Annotated in this window: 26 protein-coding genes; 2 read left to right on the top strand and 24 right to left on the bottom strand. The window is 45.2% G+C overall.

Features of this window, described 5'->3' with window-relative positions:
* Nucleotides 1-12: 12 nt before the first annotated feature.
* The 11 genes from lepB to smc all read right to left on the bottom strand — a co-directional run bounded on the left by lepB (nucleotide 13) and on the right by smc (nucleotide 9,781).
* The gene (lepB, locus tag CRO17_RS06165) at nucleotides 13-570 is read right to left on the bottom strand and encodes a signal peptidase I (protein ID WP_097040390.1); all 558 of its coding nucleotides are present in this window, start codon (nucleotides 568-570) and stop codon (nucleotides 13-15) included.
* Between the two features lie 77 nt (nucleotides 571-647).
* The gene (gene rplS / locus CRO17_RS06160) at nucleotides 648-992 is read right to left on the bottom strand and encodes a 50S ribosomal protein L19 (protein WP_077309621.1); all 345 of its coding nucleotides are present in this window, start codon (nucleotides 990-992) and stop codon (nucleotides 648-650) included.
* 128 nt (nucleotides 993-1,120) lie between these two features.
* Entirely contained in the window at nucleotides 1,121-1,849 is a 729-nt protein-coding gene (gene trmD, locus CRO17_RS06155; RefSeq protein ID WP_077309623.1) for a tRNA (guanosine(37)-N1)-methyltransferase TrmD, read from the bottom strand.
* Nucleotides 1,846-2,367 (bottom strand): ribosome maturation factor RimM, encoded by a 522-nt coding sequence (gene rimM, locus CRO17_RS06150; RefSeq protein ID WP_097040388.1) that lies wholly within the window; start codon nucleotides 2,365-2,367, stop codon nucleotides 1,846-1,848. The genes trmD and rimM overlap by 4 nt, the downstream gene beginning before the upstream one ends.
* A 15-nt stretch (nucleotides 2,368-2,382) precedes the next feature.
* Complete coding sequence (locus CRO17_RS06145) at nucleotides 2,383-2,766, bottom strand: YlqD family protein (RefSeq protein ID WP_097040386.1); 384 nt, start codon at nucleotides 2,764-2,766, stop codon at nucleotides 2,383-2,385.
* A gap of 71 nt (nucleotides 2,767-2,837) precedes the next feature.
* Nucleotides 2,838-3,062, bottom strand: coding sequence for a KH domain-containing protein (locus tag CRO17_RS06140; protein ID WP_097040384.1), 225 nt, complete (start codon nucleotides 3,060-3,062; stop codon nucleotides 2,838-2,840).
* A 14-nt stretch (nucleotides 3,063-3,076) separates the two neighbouring features.
* Nucleotides 3,077-3,349, bottom strand: a complete 273-nt coding sequence (gene rpsP, locus CRO17_RS06135) for a 30S ribosomal protein S16 (RefSeq protein WP_077309632.1) — start codon at nucleotides 3,347-3,349, stop codon at nucleotides 3,077-3,079.
* A 79-nt stretch (nucleotides 3,350-3,428) separates the two neighbouring features.
* The gene (gene ffh, locus CRO17_RS06130) at nucleotides 3,429-4,772 is read right to left on the bottom strand and encodes a signal recognition particle protein (protein ID WP_097040382.1); all 1,344 of its coding nucleotides are present in this window, start codon (nucleotides 4,770-4,772) and stop codon (nucleotides 3,429-3,431) included.
* 12 nt (nucleotides 4,773-4,784) lie between these two features.
* The gene (locus CRO17_RS06125) at nucleotides 4,785-5,111 is read right to left on the bottom strand and encodes a putative DNA-binding protein (RefSeq protein WP_097040379.1); all 327 of its coding nucleotides are present in this window, start codon (nucleotides 5,109-5,111) and stop codon (nucleotides 4,785-4,787) included.
* 74 nt (nucleotides 5,112-5,185) lie between these two features.
* The gene (ftsY, locus tag CRO17_RS06120) at nucleotides 5,186-6,199 is read right to left on the bottom strand and encodes a signal recognition particle-docking protein FtsY (RefSeq protein WP_097040377.1); all 1,014 of its coding nucleotides are present in this window, start codon (nucleotides 6,197-6,199) and stop codon (nucleotides 5,186-5,188) included.
* Nucleotides 6,200-6,214: 15 nt separating this feature from the next.
* A complete protein-coding gene (smc, locus tag CRO17_RS06115) occupies nucleotides 6,215-9,781 on the bottom strand; it encodes a chromosome segregation protein SMC (RefSeq protein ID WP_097040376.1) in 3,567 nt (1,188 codons plus the stop codon).
* 133 nt (nucleotides 9,782-9,914) lie between these two features.
* On the opposite strand from smc, the gene CRO17_RS06110 reads away from it, so the two are divergent.
* Nucleotides 9,915-10,136: a DUF1128 domain-containing protein gene (locus CRO17_RS06110; protein ID WP_077309642.1), complete on the top strand. Its 222-nt coding sequence runs from the start codon at nucleotides 9,915-9,917 to the stop codon at nucleotides 10,134-10,136.
* A gap of 166 nt (nucleotides 10,137-10,302) precedes the next feature.
* Here the strand turns inward: CRO17_RS06110 and rnc are convergent, their stop codons facing one another.
* From rnc to CRO17_RS06055, 11 genes are all read right to left on the bottom strand, one after another.
* The gene (gene rnc, locus CRO17_RS06105) at nucleotides 10,303-10,986 is read right to left on the bottom strand and encodes a ribonuclease III (protein ID WP_097040374.1); all 684 of its coding nucleotides are present in this window, start codon (nucleotides 10,984-10,986) and stop codon (nucleotides 10,303-10,305) included.
* A gap of 92 nt (nucleotides 10,987-11,078) precedes the next feature.
* Nucleotides 11,079-11,312: an acyl carrier protein gene (gene acpP / locus CRO17_RS06100; RefSeq protein ID WP_077309647.1), complete on the bottom strand. Its 234-nt coding sequence runs from the start codon at nucleotides 11,310-11,312 to the stop codon at nucleotides 11,079-11,081.
* A 68-nt stretch (nucleotides 11,313-11,380) separates the two neighbouring features.
* Entirely contained in the window at nucleotides 11,381-12,121 is a 741-nt protein-coding gene (gene fabG, locus CRO17_RS06095) for a 3-oxoacyl-[acyl-carrier-protein] reductase (RefSeq protein WP_179636876.1), read from the bottom strand.
* The gene (fabD, locus tag CRO17_RS06090; RefSeq protein ID WP_097040369.1) at nucleotides 12,121-13,071 is read right to left on the bottom strand and encodes an ACP S-malonyltransferase; all 951 of its coding nucleotides are present in this window, start codon (nucleotides 13,069-13,071) and stop codon (nucleotides 12,121-12,123) included. Before fabD ends, fabG begins: the two co-directional genes overlap by 1 nt.
* Nucleotides 13,072-14,082: a phosphate acyltransferase PlsX gene (gene plsX / locus CRO17_RS06085; protein ID WP_097040367.1), complete on the bottom strand. Its 1,011-nt coding sequence runs from the start codon at nucleotides 14,080-14,082 to the stop codon at nucleotides 13,072-13,074.
* 3 nt (nucleotides 14,083-14,085) lie between these two features.
* Nucleotides 14,086-14,655, bottom strand: a complete 570-nt coding sequence (fapR, locus tag CRO17_RS06080) for a transcription factor FapR (RefSeq protein ID WP_097040366.1) — start codon at nucleotides 14,653-14,655, stop codon at nucleotides 14,086-14,088.
* Nucleotides 14,656-14,730: 75 nt separating this feature from the next.
* On the bottom strand, nucleotides 14,731-16,767 hold the full coding sequence (recG, locus tag CRO17_RS06075; protein ID WP_097040364.1) for an ATP-dependent DNA helicase RecG: 2,037 nt from the start codon (nucleotides 16,765-16,767) through the stop codon (nucleotides 14,731-14,733).
* Nucleotides 16,768-16,772: 5 nt separating this feature from the next.
* A complete protein-coding gene (gene sdaAA, locus CRO17_RS06070) occupies nucleotides 16,773-17,657 on the bottom strand; it encodes an L-serine ammonia-lyase, iron-sulfur-dependent, subunit alpha (RefSeq protein WP_097040362.1) in 885 nt (294 codons plus the stop codon).
* Nucleotides 17,658-17,671: 14 nt separating this feature from the next.
* Nucleotides 17,672-18,334, bottom strand: a complete 663-nt coding sequence (gene sdaAB, locus CRO17_RS06065) for an L-serine ammonia-lyase, iron-sulfur-dependent subunit beta (protein ID WP_097040360.1) — start codon at nucleotides 18,332-18,334, stop codon at nucleotides 17,672-17,674.
* Between the two features lie 120 nt (nucleotides 18,335-18,454).
* The gene (locus CRO17_RS06060; RefSeq protein ID WP_179636874.1) at nucleotides 18,455-20,104 is read right to left on the bottom strand and encodes a DAK2 domain-containing protein; all 1,650 of its coding nucleotides are present in this window, start codon (nucleotides 20,102-20,104) and stop codon (nucleotides 18,455-18,457) included.
* A 31-nt stretch (nucleotides 20,105-20,135) separates the two neighbouring features.
* Nucleotides 20,136-20,498, bottom strand: coding sequence for an Asp23/Gls24 family envelope stress response protein (locus CRO17_RS06055; protein ID WP_077309665.1), 363 nt, complete (start codon nucleotides 20,496-20,498; stop codon nucleotides 20,136-20,138).
* 209 nt (nucleotides 20,499-20,707) lie between these two features.
* Between CRO17_RS06055 and rpmB the strand changes: the two genes are divergently transcribed.
* A complete protein-coding gene (gene rpmB, locus CRO17_RS06050) occupies nucleotides 20,708-20,896 on the top strand; it encodes a 50S ribosomal protein L28 (RefSeq protein WP_038560076.1) in 189 nt (62 codons plus the stop codon).
* An 84-nt stretch (nucleotides 20,897-20,980) separates the two neighbouring features.
* Here the strand turns inward: rpmB and spoVM are convergent, their stop codons facing one another.
* The gene (gene spoVM, locus CRO17_RS06045) at nucleotides 20,981-21,061 is read right to left on the bottom strand and encodes a stage V sporulation protein SpoVM (RefSeq protein ID WP_077309667.1); all 81 of its coding nucleotides are present in this window, start codon (nucleotides 21,059-21,061) and stop codon (nucleotides 20,981-20,983) included.
* A 30-nt stretch (nucleotides 21,062-21,091) separates the two neighbouring features.
* On the bottom strand, nucleotides 21,092-21,751 hold the full coding sequence (locus tag CRO17_RS06040; protein ID WP_097040358.1) for a thiamine diphosphokinase: 660 nt from the start codon (nucleotides 21,749-21,751) through the stop codon (nucleotides 21,092-21,094).
* Nucleotide 21,752: the final 1 nt, after the last annotated feature.

The following is a 21,752-nucleotide window of genomic DNA, read 5'->3' as shown; positions in this document are numbered from 1 at the left end:
AATATGTTCCTCCTAATTTGTCAGACCGATGCGATTTAGCGGCCAGAAAGTCAGCTGTACTTTCCCAACAATCTGATCCTCGGGTATCAGCCCAATATATCTGCTATCGGTTGAGTTTCTGCGATTATCCCCGAGTACGAGTACATAGCCTTCTGGAATCTCCTCGTAATTACCCGGCAAATCTTCAAGCGTGAAATCATTGGTCAGGTTACCGCCGTCTGTTAGCGCCTCTTTCTCGCTTTCCAAATACGGCTCTTCCGCAACTTCACCGTTTATATATAAAGTATCGTCAATCATTTCAACATGATCACCAGGGATACCAATCACACGTTTTATATAGTCTTTCTCTTTCGTAGCATGAAAAACAACGATATCTTTTCGTTCTGGATCGTGCAAATGATAGCTGAGTTTATTTACAATCATAAAATCATTATCATGCAATGTCGGCTGCATGGAAGGCCCGTCAACTACAATCGGGGCAAACAAAAACATCCGAACCACAACAGCAATGATAACAGCGATGACCAGTGCTTTTAGCCAATCCAGCCACTCGTTTTTTTGTTTGGCCATGCAGAAGCCTCCAATTGTCTAAAAATGTCATAATAGCAAAAAAAGAGCTTGACGAAGCAAGCTCTCTTTTCTGGTACTTAGCGGATTTCTTTGATACGAGCAGCTTTTCCGCGAAGTTTACGTAGGTAATAAAGTTTCGCACGACGTACTTTACCACGACGGCTAACTTCAATTTTATCCAAACGTGGGCTGTGTACTGGGAAAGTACGTTCCACACCAACGCCTGAAGAAATCTTACGTACTGTGAAAGTTTCTGAAATTCCGCCGTTTTGACGTTTGATTACAACGCCTTCAAATAGCTGGATACGCTCGCGAGTACCCTCTACTACTTTAACGTGTACTTTAACCGTATCTCCGGCACGGAATTCAGGATGATCAGCGCGAAGCTGTTCTTTTGTAATGTCATGAATTAATTCCTGCATTCTGTTCAACTCCTTCTCACCAATGCTCATTCTCGTATAAACGACAGCGGAACATTGTAATATGATGCCTACCGTTGTAAGCACAGCATTAAATATATCATATTTACCTTATGAATTCAAAGCATTATTTAATCTTTTTGCCACTTTTTCACTTGGTCGCGTTCTTTGTCGGAAAGTGCTGCATCTGTAAGCAGATCAGGTCTTCTCGTAGCAGTCCGATACAGCGATTGTTCCCGGCGCCAAGCTTCAATCTTACCGTGATCTCCTGACGTAAGTACCTCTGGCACTTGCATACCGCGGAAATCCGCTGGGCGCGTATAATGCGGATGCTCTAATAAGCCAGTCGAAAACGAATCTTCCGGAGCAGATGAGGCATTACCTAGTACATCCGGCAATAATCTTACTACACTATCAATAACAGCCATCGCACCGATTTCTCCGCCTGTAAGAACATAGTCACCAATTGAAATTTCATCCGTTACCAGGTTTTCGCGTATGCGTTCATCATATCCTTCGTAGTGACCGCAAATGAAGATTAAATGCTCTTCTTTCGCTAATTCTTCTGCTTTCTTTTGGTTGTATGGTTCTCCCTGCGGACACATGAGGACAACACGAGGCTTAGCGGCTCCTTCTGTCACATGCTCAATTGCATCAAAGATAGGCTGCGGCGCTAATACCATTCCTGCTCCGCCGCCGTAGGGATAGTCGTCAACCTTTTTATGTTTGTTTGTTGTAAACTCTCGGAAATTCACTAAGTTCGGCTGAAAAGCACCCAGCTCCTGCGCACGTTTTAAGATAGAATGCTGCAGCACACCTTCGAACATTTCCGGAAATAAAGTCAATATATCAATTTTCATAGATCCAGTAATCCTTCCATTGGCTCAATGACAATTTTCTTTGCATCTACGTCAATATGTTTGACGACGTCTTCAATATATGGCAATAGCAAATCCTTCTGCTTCACGCGTTGCACAACCCATACATCATTTGCTCCGGGAGAAAGAATTTCTTTCACTTTACCGAGCATTTCTCCTTCTGTTGTCTCAACAGAGCAGCCAATAATCTCGTGATAGTAGAACTCATCTTCTTCTAGTTCACCAAGCTGATCCTCTCGAACTTTAAGGACGCCGCCTTTCAATCCTTCCACTTGATTGATGTTGGTATACCCTTGGAATGTAAGCAGATCAAATGTTTTGTGCTGTCGATGCGTTTGAATTATTAACTTCTGCGGTTTGCTGTTTTCATCTTGGAACCAATAAAGCTCCTGTCCCGGCTCAAATCGTTCCTCAAAATCGGTAATCCGGACAACTCGGACTTCACCGGCAATTCCATGTGTATTAACAACTTTTCCTACATTAAACATTTTAATATCCATTATATCTCACCTTTATTATTCAATCCGGATGACAGTGCCATCCTGGATGACGATTTTATGTGTTGTAAGCTCGTCCCACTTCATGCCTACTTCAACTTCAACAAGAGCTTCAACCTCTTGGACTAAAATTTCACTGCCGATTGGCAATACGTCCAGCTGGCTGAGCTGGAATTCAATCGAAGCTCTTTTTTCCTGCCGCTTTCTAATTTCTGATTGGAAACGGTTATGTACATCCTGTTTGGATACACCTTGTTTCTTTTCAAGTTTCCGTTTCTCGAACAACAGCTGTTGACTCTCTTGGTCAAGTTGATGCGCAGCCTTTTGAAGACGCTCTCTGATTGCTGTTTTGCTGGATTCAGTAATCACTTCATCGACGCGCAGTTTTCGGATGATCTTCATTGGACACCTCCGGCTTTCTGCTGGCAAAACTTTTTTACATGGTAAAAAAGGGAAAGGTTTCCCTCTCCCTTTTACCTAATATCCAGATAAATGCGTTTACCGTAATCAGCGCCCGCCCGCAGCACCGCACGCAAGGCACGTGCATTGCGGCCGTCCTTGCCGATCACTTTGCCAATATCAGATTCATGCACATGAAGCTGATAGGTGACCTTATGCTGCTCTTCCTGTTCGTACACGACGATTTGCTCAGGAAAATCAACAAGCGGAGCAACCATCGCTTCAATGAGTGCTTTCAGAATCGATCAGCCCTTTACTTCTGGTTTTTTGCGTCGTGGAACTTTTTCAAAATGCCTTCGTTAGAGAAAAGATTGCGAACTGTATCACTTGGTTTCGCACCTTTAGCCATCCAATCAAGAGCTTTCGCTTCGTCCATTTTAACCTCAGCTGGGTTAACTGTTGGATTATATGTTCCGATTTGCTCGATAATACGTCCGTCACGAGGAGAACGAGAATCAGCAACTACTACACGATAGAAAGGGTTTCTTTTAGAACCCATACGTTTTAGACGAATTTTTACTGCCATGTTGTTGCACCTCCAAAATAATGTTTCTCACAAGAATTGATTGTATCAGAATAAATAATCACTGTAAAGGGTTTTTACATTACATAAACGGAAATTTCATTCCGCGCTTCTTTTTCCCCTTTTGCATATTGGTCATCTGCTTCATCATTTTCTTCATATCTTCGAATTGCTTCAGCAGTCGATTGACCTCAGAAACGCTGCGGCCAGAACCCTTTGCAATCCTTTTTTTACGGCTGGCATTGATCAGAGACGGCTCCTGACGCTCTTTGCGCGTCATGGATTGAATAATCGCCTCGACATAAACAAGCTGCTTTTCATCCAGCTGGACATTTTTCATGCCTTTCATTTTGCCTGCACCTGGAAGCATATCTAATAAATCATCCAATGGCCCCATTTTCTTCACTTGACTCATCTGCTCAAGAAAATCGTCAAAAGTGAAGCTCATGCTGCGCATTTTTTCTTCCAAATCGCGCGCCTGCTTCTCATCAACGTTCTCCTGCGCCTTCTCAATAAGAGAAAGCACGTCACCCATGCCAAGGATACGGGACGCCATGCGCTCTGGATGGAAAGCTTCCAGCTGATCTGTCCGCTCCCCCATCCCGACAAATTTAATCGGCTTGCCCGTTACTGCACGAATGGAAAGCGCCGCACCGCCTCGTGTGTCGCCATCAAGCTTCGTCAGCACAACACCAGAGATGTCAAGCTGGCTATCAAAGCTCTCGGCCACGTTAACAGCGTCTTGTCCTGTCATCGCATCAACAACGAGAAAAATCTCTGCAGGCTTGACGTCTGTCTTAATCTGCGTCAGCTCATCCATGAGCTTCTCATCAACATGCAGACGGCCGGCTGTATCAATAATCACATAGTCATGATGCTCTTCTTTTGCTTTCTTTATCGCCTCATTGGCAATATCAACCGGATTGGCTTCTGTTCCCATAGAGAAAACAGGAAGGCTGAGCTGTTTGCCTAGTGTCTCAAGCTGATCAATAGCCGCCGGACGGTACACGTCAGCTGCCACGAGCAATGGGTTCCGATTATGCTTTTTACGCAAATGATTCGCCAGCTTACCGGTTGTCGTCGTCTTACCAGCACCTTGCAGACCGACCATCATAATGACAGTCGGCGGGCGCTCCGCCGTTGCAATTTTGCTTTGCTCACCGCCCATAAGCTGTGTGAGCTCTTCTTGGACGACTTTAATAACCTGCTGACCAGGTGTTAAGCTCTCCATTACTTCCTGTCCGATAGCACGCTCTTTGATTTTGTTAATTAGTTGTTTAACGACCTTGAAGTTAACGTCAGCTTCCAATAACGCCAGTCTTACTTCACGTGTCATTTCTTTTACGTCTTGCTCTGTGACTTTACCGCGCCCGCGTATTTTCTGAATCGTACTCTGCAGTCGGTCGGCTAATCCTTCAAATGCCATGGAATCGACCTCCTAATCTAATTCTTTTATCTTCATGATCAGGTTCTGAGCATGCGGCTGTGTTTCCGAGTCTATTGTCTCCTCGAGCTCATCCAGCAGCGTGCTTCTTTCCTTAAAGCGACCATACAAGTTTAGCTTTTTCTCATAGCTTTCAATCATTGTTTCCGTGCGCCGTATATTATCATAGACTGCCTGACGGGATACGTCGAATGATTCCGCGATTTCCCCTAAAGATAAGTCCTCTAAATAATACATCTCCATATAACTGCGCTGCTTCGGCGTGAGCAGTGCTTGATAAAAATCGAAAAGATAGTTCATTCGCGTCGTTTTTTCTAACATAAGCCGCACCCCTTGTTAAGTGAAATGCCTTTACAAAATTGTAGCCAACAAAGTGCACAGCTGTCAAGAACCTGCTACTCTGCCTGTTCTTCTTCCTGCATTAAATCAGCAAATATACCATATACGAATGCGTTTGGATCGAATTCCTGCAAATCTTCCATTTGTTCACCGAGACCGACAAATTTAACCGGAATCTGCATTTCATTTCGAATAGCCAGCACGATACCGCCTTTTGCAGTACCGTCTAGTTTGGACAGAACAATCCCAGAAACCTTCGCCGTCTCCTGGAATGTTTTCGCCTGCGCCAGTGCATTTTGACCTGTTGTAGCATCCAGCACGAGCAATACTTCATGAGGAGCACCTGGTACTTCACGCTCAATCACGCGATGTACTTTATTCAGCTCATTCATCAAGTTGACTTTGTTCTGCAAACGCCCGGCTGTATCACAAAGCAGAACATCCGCACCGCGTGCCTGAGCTGCTTTGATGCCATCATAAATGACAGCAGCTGGATCACTTCCTGCGTTATGACGGATTACTTCCACTCCTGTGCGCTCTCCCCATACTTGAAGCTGCTCAATAGCTCCAGCTCGGAAAGTATCCCCCGCTGCCATAACAACTTTTTTTCCTTCGTTCTTGAGCTTATATGCCATTTTACCAATGCTCGTTGTTTTACCGACACCATTAACACCAACAAACAGGTAAATCGTCAACCCATTTTCGTTTATTTGCAGTTTTTGCGGCTGTTCGTCTTCATCACCTTGATAGATTTCGACTAGTTTTTCTGAAATAACGTCTTTCAGCTGACTGCTGTCTTTAATATTCTGCCGTTTCGCTTCCATGCGAAGCTCGTCTACTAAATCCATTACAGTCGTTACGCCCACATCTGATCCAATCAGGACTTCTTCCAGTTCCTCGAAGAAATCTTCATCAACCTTTCGATAGCGTGCCATCAGGTTATTCATTTTGTCAGAAAAGGATGTTCTGGTTTTTTTCAGACCTTCTTTGTACTTTTCGGGTGTTTGTTCATCTGTTGTGTTGTTTTCAGGATTTTTGAATTTATTTTTCAGTTTCTGAAAAAAGCTCATTTTGTTCTTCCTTTCCTATATCTTCACTAGTGCAGGCGTATCTTCAAGACGGACAGATACAAGCCTGGAGACGCCGGATTCCTGCATGGTAACGCCATACAATACATCTGCTTCCTCCATTGTACCTTTTCTATGCGTAATCGCAATGAACTGGGTCTTTTCACTGAATTGCTTCATATACTGCGCAAACCGGCTGACGTTTGCATCATCCAGCGCCGCCTCTACCTCATCCAGAATACAGAATGGCACCGGCCGGACACGCAAAATGGCGAATAACAGTGCAATGGCTGTTAATGCCCGCTCCCCGCCTGACAGAAGACCTAGATTTTGCAGTTTCTTCCCTGGCGGCTGTGCAATAATATCAACACCTGTCTCTAAAAGATTGCCGCTATCTGTCAGCTTCAACTCCGCGTGACCGCCCCCGAAGAGCGATCGAAACACTTCCGTAAATTCAGTTTTGATCTTCGTGAACACATCTTCAAATAACCGCTTCATTTCTTCATCCATTTCCTCAATGACCGCAAGCAATGTAGCTTTCGCTTGATACAGGTCATCTTTTTGTTCCGTAAGGAAGCTGTATCTTTCATTGATACGATCGAACTCCTCAATCGCACCTACATTGACAGTGCCTAGTTCTTGAATAGCACGTTTAATCAGTTTTACTTGCGTTTGCGCGCTCTCAATGTCTTCTGCTCTTCCGTAAGTAGCCAAAGCTTTCTCAAATGTCAGTGAGTAGCTCTGCTGCAAGTTCAACAGGCGATTCTCCAGCTCTACATCCAGACGATTTGTGCGAACTTCCTGATCTTGTACTTGCTGCACTAGATTTTGATGCTGACGGTTAGCTTCTTTCACGGACAGCTCTTCTTTCTGCACCCACTCATGCCGCTCCAATCGTTCTGCTTTGCGCTCTTCTACTAATGCTGTCGTTTGCTGCTTATGCTGCTGTTTCACCGTAATTAATTCTATAATCTCTTCTTCTGTCTGACCTTTCTCACCGACTTCATTCATTTGCTGCAGCGTGCGCTGCTGCTCCTCGAATTTCTGCTTAGTCTGCATCAGCTGCTCTGTCAGCTCGCCGATACGCAGTTCTTGGTTTTGAAGCTTTGCAAGACTTTCTGCTGAACGAATCTGAAGGGTTTGCTGTTCTTGCCGTTTTATTTCCTTCGTATCCTGCCAAGCTTGATGTGCTTCCGTAAGCTCTTTGATTTCCTGCTGTATTTGCTGCAGCTGGTCATCCAAGTCAGCAAGCTCCTGCTGCAGCTGCTCCTCACGCATTTCTACTTCCTTACGTTCGGCGTCATACTGTGCATTGTCTTGATCATACATCGTCAAATTATCATTCGCATGCATAAAACGGATGCTCGTTTCCGTAAATGCTGCTTGTAATTCCTGCTCTGTTTCTTGCAGCTGTTTCATTTGCTGCCGAATTTCTTCTGAGGAAGTCTCAACTTGCTGCAGTTCTTCCTTCAGCTGTGATACTTTGCGTTCAAATACTTCTGTACGAGCCTGAAAATCAGCAAGTTTCTCTGTTACTTCCTGCATTTCTTTTTCTCTCGTAAACAAAGACTGTCCGCTCCGCTTTTGGGCACCGCCTGTCATAGAACCGCCCGGATTCACCACATCACCAGTTAACGTAACAATTCGGTAACGTCTGCCCAGTGCGGCTGCAATTGTATTTGCATGCTGCAGGTTTTCCGCGATGACGACATTACCGAGAAGAAAATCAACAGCACGCTTATACGCTTCATCTACTTGTATTAAATCAGCTGCTATACCGATAAAGCCCTCACGGTTTCTTGCATTTTGCAGCACATTGGATGGTATTTGCTTCGGTTGAATAGAGCCAAGCGGCAGGAAAGTCGCCCTTCCGTTATGTGTCTGCTTCAGCCAATTAATAGCTTGGCGCGCACTCGCTTCATTGTCGACTACGATATGCTGTGCTTGGCCTCCTAAAGCCGTTTCCATAGCTGTCACGTACTCATTTGGTACATCAATCAGTTCAATGACAGCTCCTTCTATGCCTTCGAGCTTTTGTTCTTGTCGTGCTTTGAGCACAGCCTTTACACCTTGGAAAAATCCTTGGAACTCCTCTTTCATTTCCAGCAGCATTTCCTGCTTGGAGCGGAGCTTTTCAATATGCTGGTAGCCGGTATACAGTTTGCTTTGCGCATCCTGATATTGCTCTCGTTTTTTTGTCGATTCACCGCGCAGTGCTTCTGCTCGGTCCTCCGCTTGTTTCCTGCTCGCAGTTGCTTCTTCCAAACGAGCCGCCAGTTCTTCCCGCCTTGCTTCTATTTCATCGCGATTTTGAACGACATCTTTATATTTCGTCTGCTGGCGGTCTTTTTTCGCTTCTATAGCTGCAATTTGCTGCTTTAGTGAATTTGTTTCATTTCGTTTCGCAGCTTGCTCATTCAGTAAATCAATATACTCACTTTTCTTTTCTTCAATCTGTTCACTCAGATCCTCTTGTGTGCGCGACAGCAGTTTGTCCAGCGTCCGAAGTTCTGACTTGATCGTTTTATTCTCACTCTCTAATGCCGTCAGCACGGATTGCTCCTGCTCGAGCTGCTGTGTTTGATGCGCGAGGGTGCCGCTGAGCTGTTCAGTATCTTTCTCAAGCTTTTCTTTGTTCTCAGCTAAATGCTTGGAACGTTCGTTTAACAGCTGTTTTTTTCCTTCCAAGTTCTCAAGCTCTTGGGTTACGATAAGCAAGGATGCTTGAAGTTCATCGATAGAAGCATCTAAAGCTTGAAGTTCACTCTTTTCAGCCTCCAGCAGCTGTTCCTTTTGGTTGATTTCCTGCTTTTGGCCTTGCAGAACAGACTTGTTGCTTTCCAGCTCTTCCAGGACAGCTTTCCACTCTTTATGTAGTTCCTCTATTTCTGCTACAAGCAGTCCAATTTCCACATCTTTGAGCTGCGCTTTTTTCTCCAAATAATCTTTGGCGATTGTTGCTTGTTCACGCAGCGGCTCCAGCTGTCCTTCAATTTCGAATGTTATATCTTCTACCCGGTTCAAGTTTTCCTGGGTTTCAGCTAGCTTATATTCTGCTTTTTTCTTCCGCTGTTTGTATTTCAGCACACCGGCAGCTTCTTCAAAGATGGATCGTCTTTCTTCCGGTTTGGAGCTTAAAATCTCCTCTACTTTACCTTGACTGATAATAGAGAAGGCTTCTCTTCCTAGTCCGGAGTCCATAAACAAGTCAACGATATCCTTCAGCCGGCAGCTTTGGTTGTTGATCAAAAACTGACTTTCTCCAGAACGGAACACCCGTCTGGTCACACTCACTTCCTGATACTCCAGCGGTAATGTCTGATTTGCATTATCCAATACGAGTGTTACTTCTGCTACATTGAGCGCCTTTCTCGTATCACTGCCTTGGAAGATAATATCCTCCATTTTGGATCCGCGTAAGGACTTGGCTGATTGCTCACCCAGCACCCAGCGGATGGCATCGGTAATATTGCTTTTTCCGCTGCCGTTTGGTCCAACCACAGCTGTAACACCTGGTACAAAATCAAGTGTGACTTTCTCAGCAAATGATTTGAATCCGACGGTCTCTAATCGTTTCAGGAACATATTCATTCTCCTATATAAAAGCATTTCGCTTATTCTGCATTGTTGGTGATTTTTCTTTCGTTTTTAACTTATTTATTTTATCATAAACTAAAGGTACATAATAGGTATCAATTACGTGCAAAGGAGGCTGACCATGCAGCTTGAACAAGCATCGGAGGAGAATTTAGCAATCTTGATTAACACGATTGCTGACCGCCTCTCTGTCGTTAACCGCTCGATTATGCAGCCAGAAGATTATCAGCTGGAGAAGTACCAAGATATTAAAGATCTGTATGATCACATTGAATCACAAGGACAACTCAGTGTGTATGAAACAGAAGCTTTTATCCAGGAACTGGCAAGATACAGAAAGTGATAGCAGTTCGGACTAAACTAATCGGACAACACTTCCGTTGATTCGCCAGCCTTACGCTTTCTATATCTAGCTCAATAAAAAATCCGAATCAATGAAAATTCTTGTTACAGAATTTTCATCGGTTCGGATTTTCGTCTGATCTAAGCATTTCCCCAAGCTTCGCCTCTTACGCCTTCAAAACTTCCAATGCAATACGGGCAGCATTTTGCTCCGCTTCTTTTTTTGTACGGCCGACGCCTGTGCCTGCTAAGTCACCTTGAATTTTCAGTTCAGCAACAAATTCTCGGTTATGTGCCGGGCCTCTTTCGTCGACAATTGCATAAGTGATCAGCTTGTCCTTATCCTGCTGTACGACTTCCTGCAGTTTGCTCTTATAATCCATCGCATGTGAAAAAGCACCTTGGCTGATTTTAGGGAATACGATTCTGTCAAAGAACCGGAGTACCACTTCAAAATCCTGATCCAAATACAACGCCCCGACAAATGCTTCAAAAACATCTGCCAAGAGTGCTGGACGCGTTCTTCCGCCAGTACGCTCCTCACCTTTGCCAAGCAGAACATATGCCCCAAGATTCATCTCTTTCGCAAATAACACAAGGGACTCTTCCCTGACGATTGCTGCTCGTAGCTTGGTCATATTTCCTTCCGGCATATCAGGATAATGCTTGTACAGGAATTGAGAAACGCCAAGCTCGAGTACTGCATCTCCCAGAAATTCCAAGCGTTCATTATCCGTCTTCTTCAGGTGGCGATGTTCATTCACATAAGATGAATGGGTTAAAGCATTCTGCAGCAAAGCTTCATCATGAAAATAAATTTCTAGCTGCTCCTGCAGTTTTTGTAATGTCATACTGCTGTCCCCACTTTCCTAAATGGTATGATAATGCGGAGAAAGCCCCGCCTAATTAAGCGGGACTTTCACCTATGCATCTTATTTAAATCTTACTGTTTGCTGTTTATGTAGTTTACAGCGTCACCAACAGTTGCGATTTTTTCCGCATCTTCATCAGAGATTTCCGTGTCGAATTGATCTTCCAATTCCATAACCAATTCCACAACATCAAGGGAATCTGCTTCTAGATCTTCTTTGAAAGAAGCTTCTAGTGTTACTTTGGATTCGTCTACATCAAGACGATCAATAACGATTTGTTTTACTTGCTCGAATACATCTGCCATAGGAAACTCACCTCCCTTCGTTATTATAGGACATTTTGTCCCGGAAAACTACAGGTTTTTTTATGGAATTACATTACCATGCCGCCATCGATGTGAAGCGTCTGTCCTGTCATGTAATTACTGTCCTCAGAAGCAAGGAATCGTACGACGCGTGCAACGTCTTCGGGCTTACCTGGTTTGCCAAGCGGAATCATGCTTTGCATCGCTTGTTTCTGCTCTTCTGTCAGTTCATCTGTCATATCTGTTGTAATAAATCCTGGTGCAACAGCGTTAACTAGGACATTACGAGCTGCCAATTCCTTCGCAGCTGTTTTGGTCAATCCGATAACTCCCGCTTTAGCCGCAACATAGTTTGCTTGTCCAGGGTTGCCGCTTACGCCTACAATGCTGGCCACGTTAATAATACGTCCTGCTCGCTGCTTCATCATCTGACGTGTAACAGCTTTTGTGCAAAGGAAGACTCCTTTTAAATTTGTCTGGATAACAGCATCAAATTCTTCTTCCTTCATGCGCATTAGCAGGTTGTCACGCGTGATACCAGCATTATTCACTAGTATGTCCAGACTTCCGAAAGCATCAATCGTCTGCTTGACCATTGCTTTGACGCTATCTTCTTCGGCTACATTCGCTTGAATTACGATAGATTCCTGCCCCAGTGCGCGAATTTCTTCTGCAACAGCTTCGGCTTTTTCTTTGCTGCCAGAATAATTGACTGCCACGTTCGCACCTTTGCGTGCAAGCTCTAGTGCGATTTCTCTGCCAATTCCACGTGATGCACCCGTTACTAGTGCTGCTTTGCCTGCTAACATTATGCTTCCTCCTTATACCACGACAAGAAAGCCTGCAATGATTCAGGATCTTGCACGTTAAAAGTTGTTGTGCGACGGTTGATTTTCTTGACAAGACCGCTTAGTACTTTACCGTTACCTACTTCAACAATTGCATCAAGGTTATCATCATGCAGCATATTCACAATCGTTTCCTCAAAGCGTACGGGAGAGTACAGCTGCTCAATGAGAAGCTGCTCGATATCTTTATGGTCTTGTACTTTATTTGCTGTTACGTTGGCGTACACAGGAATAGAAGCATCTGTCTTTTCGACTGCTTTCAAGACAGACCCAAATTCCTCAGCCGCTTCTTTCATCAGCCGGGAATGGAAAGGACCGCTCACATTCAGCGGAAGCACACGCTTGGCGCCTGCTTCCTTCAGCATTGGCTCCGCAAGCTCGATGCCTTTTTTCGTACCAGAAATAACAACTTGGCCCGGGCAGTTGATATTGGCTGCATCAACAATCTCATCATGCGTATCATTGACTGTTTGCAGGACGGTCTGAATTTCTTCTGCACCAAGTCCAAGAACCGCTGCCATAGAGCCTTGTCCAGCTGGATAAGCTTTCTCCATGAGCTGACCGCGCTTGTTGACGAGCACTGCTGCATCTTCCGCAGAGAATACACCAGCAGCAACAAGCGCACTGTACTCACCTAAGCTGTGACCTGCTGCAACAACTGGACGAACGCCTTCATTTTGCAATACCTGATAAATCGCTGCACTTGTCAATAACAGCGCAGGCTGTGCGTTCTCTGTCTTTGTCAGGTCTTCAGCCGGCCCTTCGAACATTAGCGGTGTAATTGGCTGCGGAAGCAATTCATCTGCAGCCTGGAAAAGACTTTTGACTTCCTGATATTCATTGTACATTTCCTGTCCCATGCCTACTGCTTGGGAGCCTTGACCTGGAAATACAAATGCTACTCTTTTCACTTATACTTCCTCCTCATCCGTCTTAATCTGCTTAATCGTTTCTTCAATAATTCCTGTTACGTTTTTTTCGGCCATTTGTTTTGTCTGTTTGATTGCAACTTGAATTGCTCGTGCGTTCGAGGAGCCGTGCGCCTTCACCACTGGTGCGCCTAACCCAAACAACGCCGCTCCGCCGTATTCTGCATATTCTGTGCTCGCTTTAATTTCTTTCAGCTGCGACTTCATCATGCCTGCTGCAAGCTTTGTTTTCATATTCTGCAAGAACGCTTTTTTCATCATAGAGAAAAACATCGAAGCCGTACCTTCAATTGTTTTTAAAGCAATATTCCCGCTGAAGCCATCTGTCACGACTACATCAAAATCACCAGTTAGAAAATCACGGCCTTCTACATTACCGACAAAATTAATTGGTGCTTGACTAAGAAGTTCGAATGCCTTCTTCGTTAAATCATTGCCTTTTCCGTTTTCTGCACCAACATTCAGCAGTCCTACTCGCGGATTTTCAATGCCGCGGACTTTTTCTGCATAGATGGAACCCATTATCGCATACTGCAGCAAGTGGCTTGCTTTCGCATCAATATTTGCTCCAACGTCAAGCAGTACAAAACCTTTCCCATCCATTGTCGGCAGCGTTGGTGAAAGCGCAGGGCGCTCAATTCCTTTTATTCTTCCGACAACCATGAGTCCTGCCGTCATTAGCGCGCCTGTATTACCGGCTGATACACAAGCATCAGCTCGCCCTTCTTTCACTTCTTGCGCTGTCAGTACAAGAGAGGATTGCTTTTTGCGCCGGATAGCACGCACCGGTTCATCGTCTGCCGTAATAAACTCCTCTGTATGTATAATTTGGATGTTCGACGGACGTACCTCGCCAAGATGCGGTTCGATCTTTTTCTGATCTCCAACAAGCGTCAGCTGTAAAGAGGCGTCCTCTGTCGCTGCGAGTACGGCACCTTTTACAATTTCTTCTGGTGCGTGATCTCCGCCCATTGCATCAATTGCGATTCGCATAACTTAATTCCCTTCCTTGACGCTCGAGCGAAACATCTCGAACGTACCCTTGAATACTTGTTCTTGTTCCACAGTACTTTCTACTTCAATGACTGTTCGTTTTCGGTCCTGACGTATGACCTTCGCCTTGGCAACCACTCGTTCATGCAGCTTTACTTGTCTAGTAAATGTAATCTCCGAATGAAAGGTCAGCGCCAGCGGATCATCTATCAGGGCAACTGCCAAAGAGTTCGCTTGTGCAAACAAGTGATGCCCTCTGACAATCTGATTTCGTGTGAATACATGCTCTGGTTTAATATCTAATATACTTATTGCCCGTTCATCAAGCTCTAAATCAATAATCTCACCAATAACTTCATCGATATTGATAGATTTCACGGTTTCATCCCATTGGGAATTAGCAACATGCTTAATCCGTTCCCTCAGTTCCGGTATCGTCAGCTCCATCCGGTCCAGCCGGATTGTCTGAATACTGACACCAAACTTTTTGGCCAATTCCTCGTCTGTAATGAACGGTGTGTGTTCAATCGTCTGCCGTAACAAGTCCTGTCTGTCTTTTTTGCTTCTTCTCATTTCTCCACCGCCAAAATTAAGACTAGGTACTAAAGGTAATATATAATAGCAGGCTTTAAATTGCAACAGCCGTTTTTAGTCAAGCACTTCCCCATTCAATGCAAACTGGGCATCTAAGGCTTCTAACAAATTGCGATAATCCGGATCGTTTTCCAGTTTTTCTTCGGCAATGATCTCTTCTGCATCCTTACGCGCAGTTTCCAACGCACGGTAGTCATGCACCATATCCGCCACCTTGAATTCCGGGATACCGCTTTGTTTTTTACCAAAGAAATCACCAGGTCCGCGCAGCTGCAAATCTTGCTCAGACAACTCAAATCCATTGGTCGTTTCAGTCATGATCCGCATCCGTTCTTTTCCGATTTCGCCTTTTGGCTCTGCAATCAAAATGCAGTAGCTTTGTGCGTCTCCGCGTCCGACACGCCCCCGCAGCTGGTGCAGCTGTGATAGTCCAAATCGTTCTGCGTCATAGATGATCATTAAAGTGGCATTCGGTACGTTTACACCAACTTCGACGACCGTTGTAGAAACAAGAACTTGCGTCTCATTATCGGCAAATTCCTTCATCACAGCTTCTTTTTCATCTGGGTGCAGTCGGCCGTGCATGAGTCCGACCCGAATGTCAGGTTCAAACACTGCAGACAGCATCTGATGAAGATCAACCGCATTCTGGATGTCTAACTTGTCCGATTCCTCGATAAGCGGACTAATTACATAGGCTTGGTGCCCTGCTGCAACTTCTTTGCGGATAAAATCCAAAACCCGGTCAACCGTATTCTCTTTTACCCAGTACGTCTCGATTTCTTTACGGCCAGCTGGCATTTCGTCAATAGCAGAGACGTCCATATCACCAAAAGCAGTAATTGCCAATGTACGCGGGATTGGTGTTGCGGTCATAAACAAAACATCCGGATGCAGACCTTTGTCACGGAGTGTGCGACGCTGCTGCACACCGAAGCGATGCTGTTCATCGACAATTGCCACAGCAAGCGCTTTGTAGTGGACTTCATCTTGAATGAGTGCATGCGTCCCGACAACAATGTCCACGTCGCCTTTTGCTATTTGTTCCAGAACCGCTTTTCGCCGCTTACCCTTTACACTTCCCGTTAACAAGGCTACCGTTGCATAACCATCCAGCATAGCAGCTAAAGACTGTGCATGCTGCTCGGCTAGTATTTCCGTTGGCACCATAATGGCACCTTGCTTCCCGGCAGTTACCGCGGCGTACAGCGCGACAGCAGCAACTGCTGTCTTACCTGATCCTACATCTCCTTGCAGAAGACGATTCATGCGGTAAGCTGACCCAAGATCACGCATGATTTCTTTCAGAACACGCTGCTGGGCATTTGTCAGCTGGAATGGCAGCGTCGTTATAAAGTCTTTCACTTTTTCTCTGTCATAATACAAACTGCCGCCAGCACTCGCTTCCCGTTTTTTCTTACGAATGAACTGCATTTTCAACTGAAAAAGCAAAAACTCCTCATACGTAAATCTCCGTCTCGCATGCGCAAGTGACTGCCTATCAGCCGGAAAATGCATATGCTGAAGTGCTGTTCGGCGATCAGGCAGTTTGTAGCTCGTTAAAAATGTAACTGGGAGGACTTCCTGGATATCTGTTTCAAATTGATCCAGTGCTTGCTTTACGCTTTTTTGGAGCTGCCGCACTGTCACACTGCCCTTCACACCGTAGACAGGCTGGATTGGTGTCATTTCATCGGCATCACCCAGCTTAAAATTGCTGACGGTAAGCTGCAGGCGATGCTGGTCCCACTTGCCAGTCATCGTCACACGCCGGCCCGGAAGCAGTTGTTTTTGCGCAAAGGCGCGATTGAACATAATCGCCTTCACGGCGACATTTTCTACAAGGAGTGTTACAGTCAGTCTATTTTTCTTACGGCCGTAATACTGCACTTGGGCAGGTGAGGCGATTTCTCCTTCAATTGTCACTTTATCGTCGTGAATCAGTTCAGCTAGCGGCTGGACTTCGAAAACATCATAACGGTATGGAAGATGGAAAAGGAGATCTTCCACGGTGAAGATCCCCATATTCGCCAATCCTTCCGCAAGCTTGTCACCGATTCCTTTTACTTGGTCAACCGGTTGCTTCAGCACGTTTCTCACTCTTTCTCTTTTGTTATCCCATTAATCATTTCTGCTAGTCGCCGTCCAGTTGGTGTAGCTGCCAACCCGCCTTCTGCTGTTTCTCGGAGGGATGATGGCATCGAACGCCCGATACGATACATCGCTCCTATCACTTCATCGCAAGGAATTCGGCTCGTAATCCCCGCCAGTGCCATATCAGCAGATACAATTGCGTTGGATGCTCCAGCTGCGTTCCGTTTTACACATGGAACCTCCACTAACCCAGCTACCGGGTCACACACAAGCCCAAGCATATTCTTTAACGTTATGGCAAATGCTTCGGAACTTTGTTCTGGTGTGCCGCCAGCCATTTCGACTACTGCTGCACTAGCCATTGCAGCCGCAGAGCCGACTTCCGCTTGACAGCCTCCTTCAGCCCCGCTGATGGACGCATTGTTCGCTACCACAAATCCAAAAGCTCCTGCTGTGAATAAAAAACGGATCATTTGCTCGCGAGTCGGCTGCAGCCTTTCTTTAACAGCGAATAACGCTCCCGGCACACAGCCTGCACTTCCCGCGGTCGGTGTGGCGCAAATCATTCCCATCGCGGCATTTACTTCATTCGTCGCAACTGCTTTACTTACGGCATCCAGCAGCAGATGGCCAGAGAGCGTGTTGCCTTTTTCCATATACTTCTGAAGCAATACAGCATCATTTCCGGTTAAGCCGGAATGAGACGTTACCCCTTGCAACCCTCGCTCCACCGCTTCTTCCATGATTACTAGATTGCGCTCCATCTGTCCCATTACTTCTTCACGAGAGCGCTGATGGACATCCATCTCCTGGCGAATCATCACTTCCGAAATAGAAATACTATCCGCCTTTGCTTGTTCAATCAATTCCGCTACGTTGCGAAACATGTTCATTCCTCCTGTCAGCTCATCAAACGAGACACACGGTTGATATGCGATGCTTGTTCCAAGTCTTTCATCACATTGTCCTCCACGTTTTGGTCCGTCTCAATTACCATTAGCGCGTCCTTCCCGACATCTTTTCGGGAAACTTCCATATGCGCAATGTTAATCTCATGCATAGCTAAAATTTGAGTTACCGAAGCGATTGCACCAAAACGATCATTATGCATGATCAAGATAGCTGGCTTATTACCTGACATACGCAGTTCAAAGCCGTTCAGCTCCGTAATCTCTACTTTCCCCCCGCCGATAGAAACACCGACAAGCTCCATGCTGCTATCATCTGTTCCGAGTTTCACTCGTGCTGTGTTCGGATGTTCTGTAGCTGCTGTATCTTCAATGAATTCAATTTTCATATTTTTCTTTTTCGCAGTTTCTAACGCGAACCTGATTCGATCATCATCTGTATCGTAGCCTAAGAGACCGCCGACAATCGCCAAATCAGTTCCATGTCCTCGATACGTCTTCGCAAACGAGCCGTACAAGTGAACAGCTGCCCACGTTGGTTCTTTACCGAAGATAAGGCGCGCTGCTCGGCCGATACGCGCAGCACCGGCAGTATGCGAACTAGATGGACCGACCATCACCGGTCCGATAATATCGAATACGGATTGATATTTCATAGGCTCACTCCTCTTTCTTTACTCTTCAATTTATTTTATCATGTATTCAAGTATGCAGCACACATATGTTCCTACTGCAAGCAATGAAAAAAGCTCCTGCAGCAGGAGCTTTCCCCATCCTTATTCAACTGCAACCAAATACATATAAACCGGCTGATCGCCGTCATGTATCTCGAGTTCTGCATCCGGAAACTCTTCTTCAATGAGTACTTCTAATCGCTCACTGGAAGCACTTGCATCTTCTCCGCGAATGACTGTAATCAATTCATCTTCTTCATCGACCATCTTGCGCAGAAGCAGCTCTAAGGCTTCCTCCGCATCGGAAGCAGCAGATATAATCTTCCCTTCCAAGATAGCGATATATTGTCCTTCTTTGATACTGACGCCTTCAATTGTCGTATCTCGTACTGCATGCGTTACTTGGCCGGATTTCACCTGCGTCATCGCATCTTTCATAGCAGCTGTATTCCGATCAGCTGCTTGTGTCTCATCATAAGCAAGCAATGCGCGCATTCCTTGAGGAATTGTTTTCGTAGGGATGACAAATGCATTCGTATCTGCCATTTCAGCTGCTTGCTCTGCAGCCATCGTGATATTTTTGTTGTTTGGCAATATATAAACAGCATCAGCATTTGCTTCCTTGATGGCATCTGCAATATCCTGTGTGCTCGGATTCATTGTCTGGCCGCCCGAAATAACAACATTTGCACCTAGGCTTTCAAACAATGCTTTCACACCACCGCCCATCGCAACTGTTACAATACTATGCTGCATGCGCTCTTTTGCCGTTTCTTTCTTGCCAACAATCGCCGCATGCTGTTCCCGCATATTTTCTATTTTCATATTAATTAAGCTGCCGTATTGCTGGCTGTACGTCATGACATCGCCAGGAAATTCCGTATGGATATGCACTTTCACGACGTCTTCATCCGCTACAACCAGCAAAGAATCTCCGCGTTCATTTAATTCCTCACGATAAGTCTGCTCATCAAAAGGATGCTCCTGCAGCTTGTCTGCTTCGATCTTCACCATAAACTCTGTGCAATAACCGAACGTGATATCCGCTGTATCCAGGAAGTCCTGTGCTTGCTTGTGATGCTCGGCACTAACCAGATTATCCATGCTGCCATGCTGTACTGCTTCCGGCAGTTCTTCGCCTGTGAGTGATGCTAAGAAGCCTTCATAGATTGTTACCAATCCTTGTCCGCCGCTATCCACTACACCGACTTCCTTCAAAACAGGAAGCAAGTCAGGCGTCCGGCTAAGGCTTTGCTTTGCAGCTTCTACCACATAACGGAACAATTCCACCGGGTCTGCTTCTGTTCGTGATTTTTCAACTGCAGCAGCTGCTGCATCTTTTGCCACTGTCAGAATTGTACCTTCTACTGGTTTCATGACTGCTTTGTATGCTGTCTTCGTCCCCGCATCTAAAGCATTTGCCAGCTGACCGGCTGTTAAATCACTTTTTCCTTCCAGCGCTTTACCAAAACCTCTAAACAGCTGGGAAAGGATGACACCGGAATTACCGCGTGCTCCCATTAATAATCCTTTGGCAAACGCGGAGGCTATCTGACCGACTTCCTCGCTGCCTGTCTCCTGTACCGCTTTCGCACCAGCTGTAATTGTTAAATTCATATTGGTACCTGTATCACCATCAGGCACAGGAAATACATTCAGTGCATCAATTGTATTGGCATTATTCGATAGATGATGTGCACCTGTGAGCAGCATCGCTGAAAATGTCTTACTATCTATATGTCGAACACTCAAACTGTTTCCTCCTCAATCTGCCGGCTGTTGTTTAGTCTGCAGAAACGCTGACGCCTTGTATATAAATGTTTACAGAGCTTGTCAGCACGCCCAATGCCCGATCCAATGTATACTTCACTTGGGATTGCACATTATGCGCAACCTCCGATATTTTCGTTCCATAGCTTACGATAATATGCAAGTCGATCTGGACCTTGTTGTCCGCCTGGGTGACAACTATTCCTTTTGAATAGTTTTCCCTGCGAAGAATTTCTGCTATTCCGTCGCGTAACTGATGTCTGGAAGCCATACCGACAATGCCGTAGCATTTTTCCGCAGCACTTCCAGCCAATGTCGCGATTACATCCGTCGCAATTGTAATATTCCCATCTTCTGTAGTAAGATGAAAGCTCATAATGGCTCCTCCTAACGCTACTCAAATCTACACCTACTATACTATATAGCAAGTGTATTTGAAAGCGGATTAAAAATAGCCCTTTTTACAATGCCCGATAAAATCTGCACTGTCAAGTAAATTTTCTTGATGTATTTTATTGCATTACGTTCTAAGTTATGATAGATTTATTTAGTGTTACAATTAATCGTCATATTAGGAGGGATAACATGGGACGCAAATGTGTAATCACTGGACGTACTACTCGTTCTGGAAATGCTCGTTCTCATGCCATGAACGCTAATAAACGTACTTGGAAAGCAAACGTTCAAAAAGTTCGCATTCTTGTTGATGGTAAACCTAAAAAAGTTTATGTATCAGCTCGTGCACTTAAAAAAGGTAACATCGAACGCGTATAAATAGCATTTCTAAAATACTTTTATGGAGCATTCGCATGCGACAAAAAAAGCACACCTTTCATGGAAAGGGTGCTTTTTTTTGTGCTAATCTTTCTTAAATGTGCCGATAATGACGCGAACAAAGCCACCGATGAACCTCGGGAGTTTAAAGGTATAGAATTTCATATGGTCCCCTTCCTCCTTTTTCTGAGCAGCCTAACGCTGTAGCTTTTGTACATCCTTGCTCTTTATGATTATTACTATGCCTGTAACAAAAGAATAAGTACCAGTTTGTGCAACAAGCTCATTCGAGATGGACAGCGTCTCTCCCCATTGGATGCTGGCATCTGTTAAAGGATATTTAAAGCCGGTCAAGGTTAGACCAGTAACTTGTTCAGAAAATGAAAGAAATGAAATATACCGGTAATTTTGGTCTTGTTCGATATGATATGTACCTGGTCGGTGCATCTGCACACTATTTTGTCTGTCAATGATGATAGCAGATGAGAAGCTGTCCAGCATGCGGTAAAGCATTTGAATATTGATCAGCTCATGATCAAGCCGCCCGCCAGTGACGCCGTAAACAGCTACCTTATCCGCTTTTATCTCCTCTGCTTGCCGAATAGCAAGCTCGAAATCTGTTTCATCTTTCTCAGGAGGATAGACATATACTTTGTCAGCGTAATGCTTGATTGCCTCTAGCTCCTCTGGTGAAACTGAATCGAAATCACCTACAGCAACCTTCATTCGAATACCAGCAGATGCCAGTGCTAGTGCACCGGCATCTGCTCCAATCCATATGGTATGCGCAGCTGGGTTCAAGTCAGGCAGGTTTCCCGAACCGCCGACAATACCAACACTAAGCTTGGCGCTCATG

It is taken from the genome of Terribacillus aidingensis (assembly GCF_900215625.1).
Lineage (GTDB): Bacteria > Bacillota > Bacilli > Bacillales > Amphibacillaceae > Terribacillus > Terribacillus aidingensis.
Note: the sequence above shows the minus strand (reverse complement) of the source record. Positions and strands in the feature narration are given on the sequence as shown.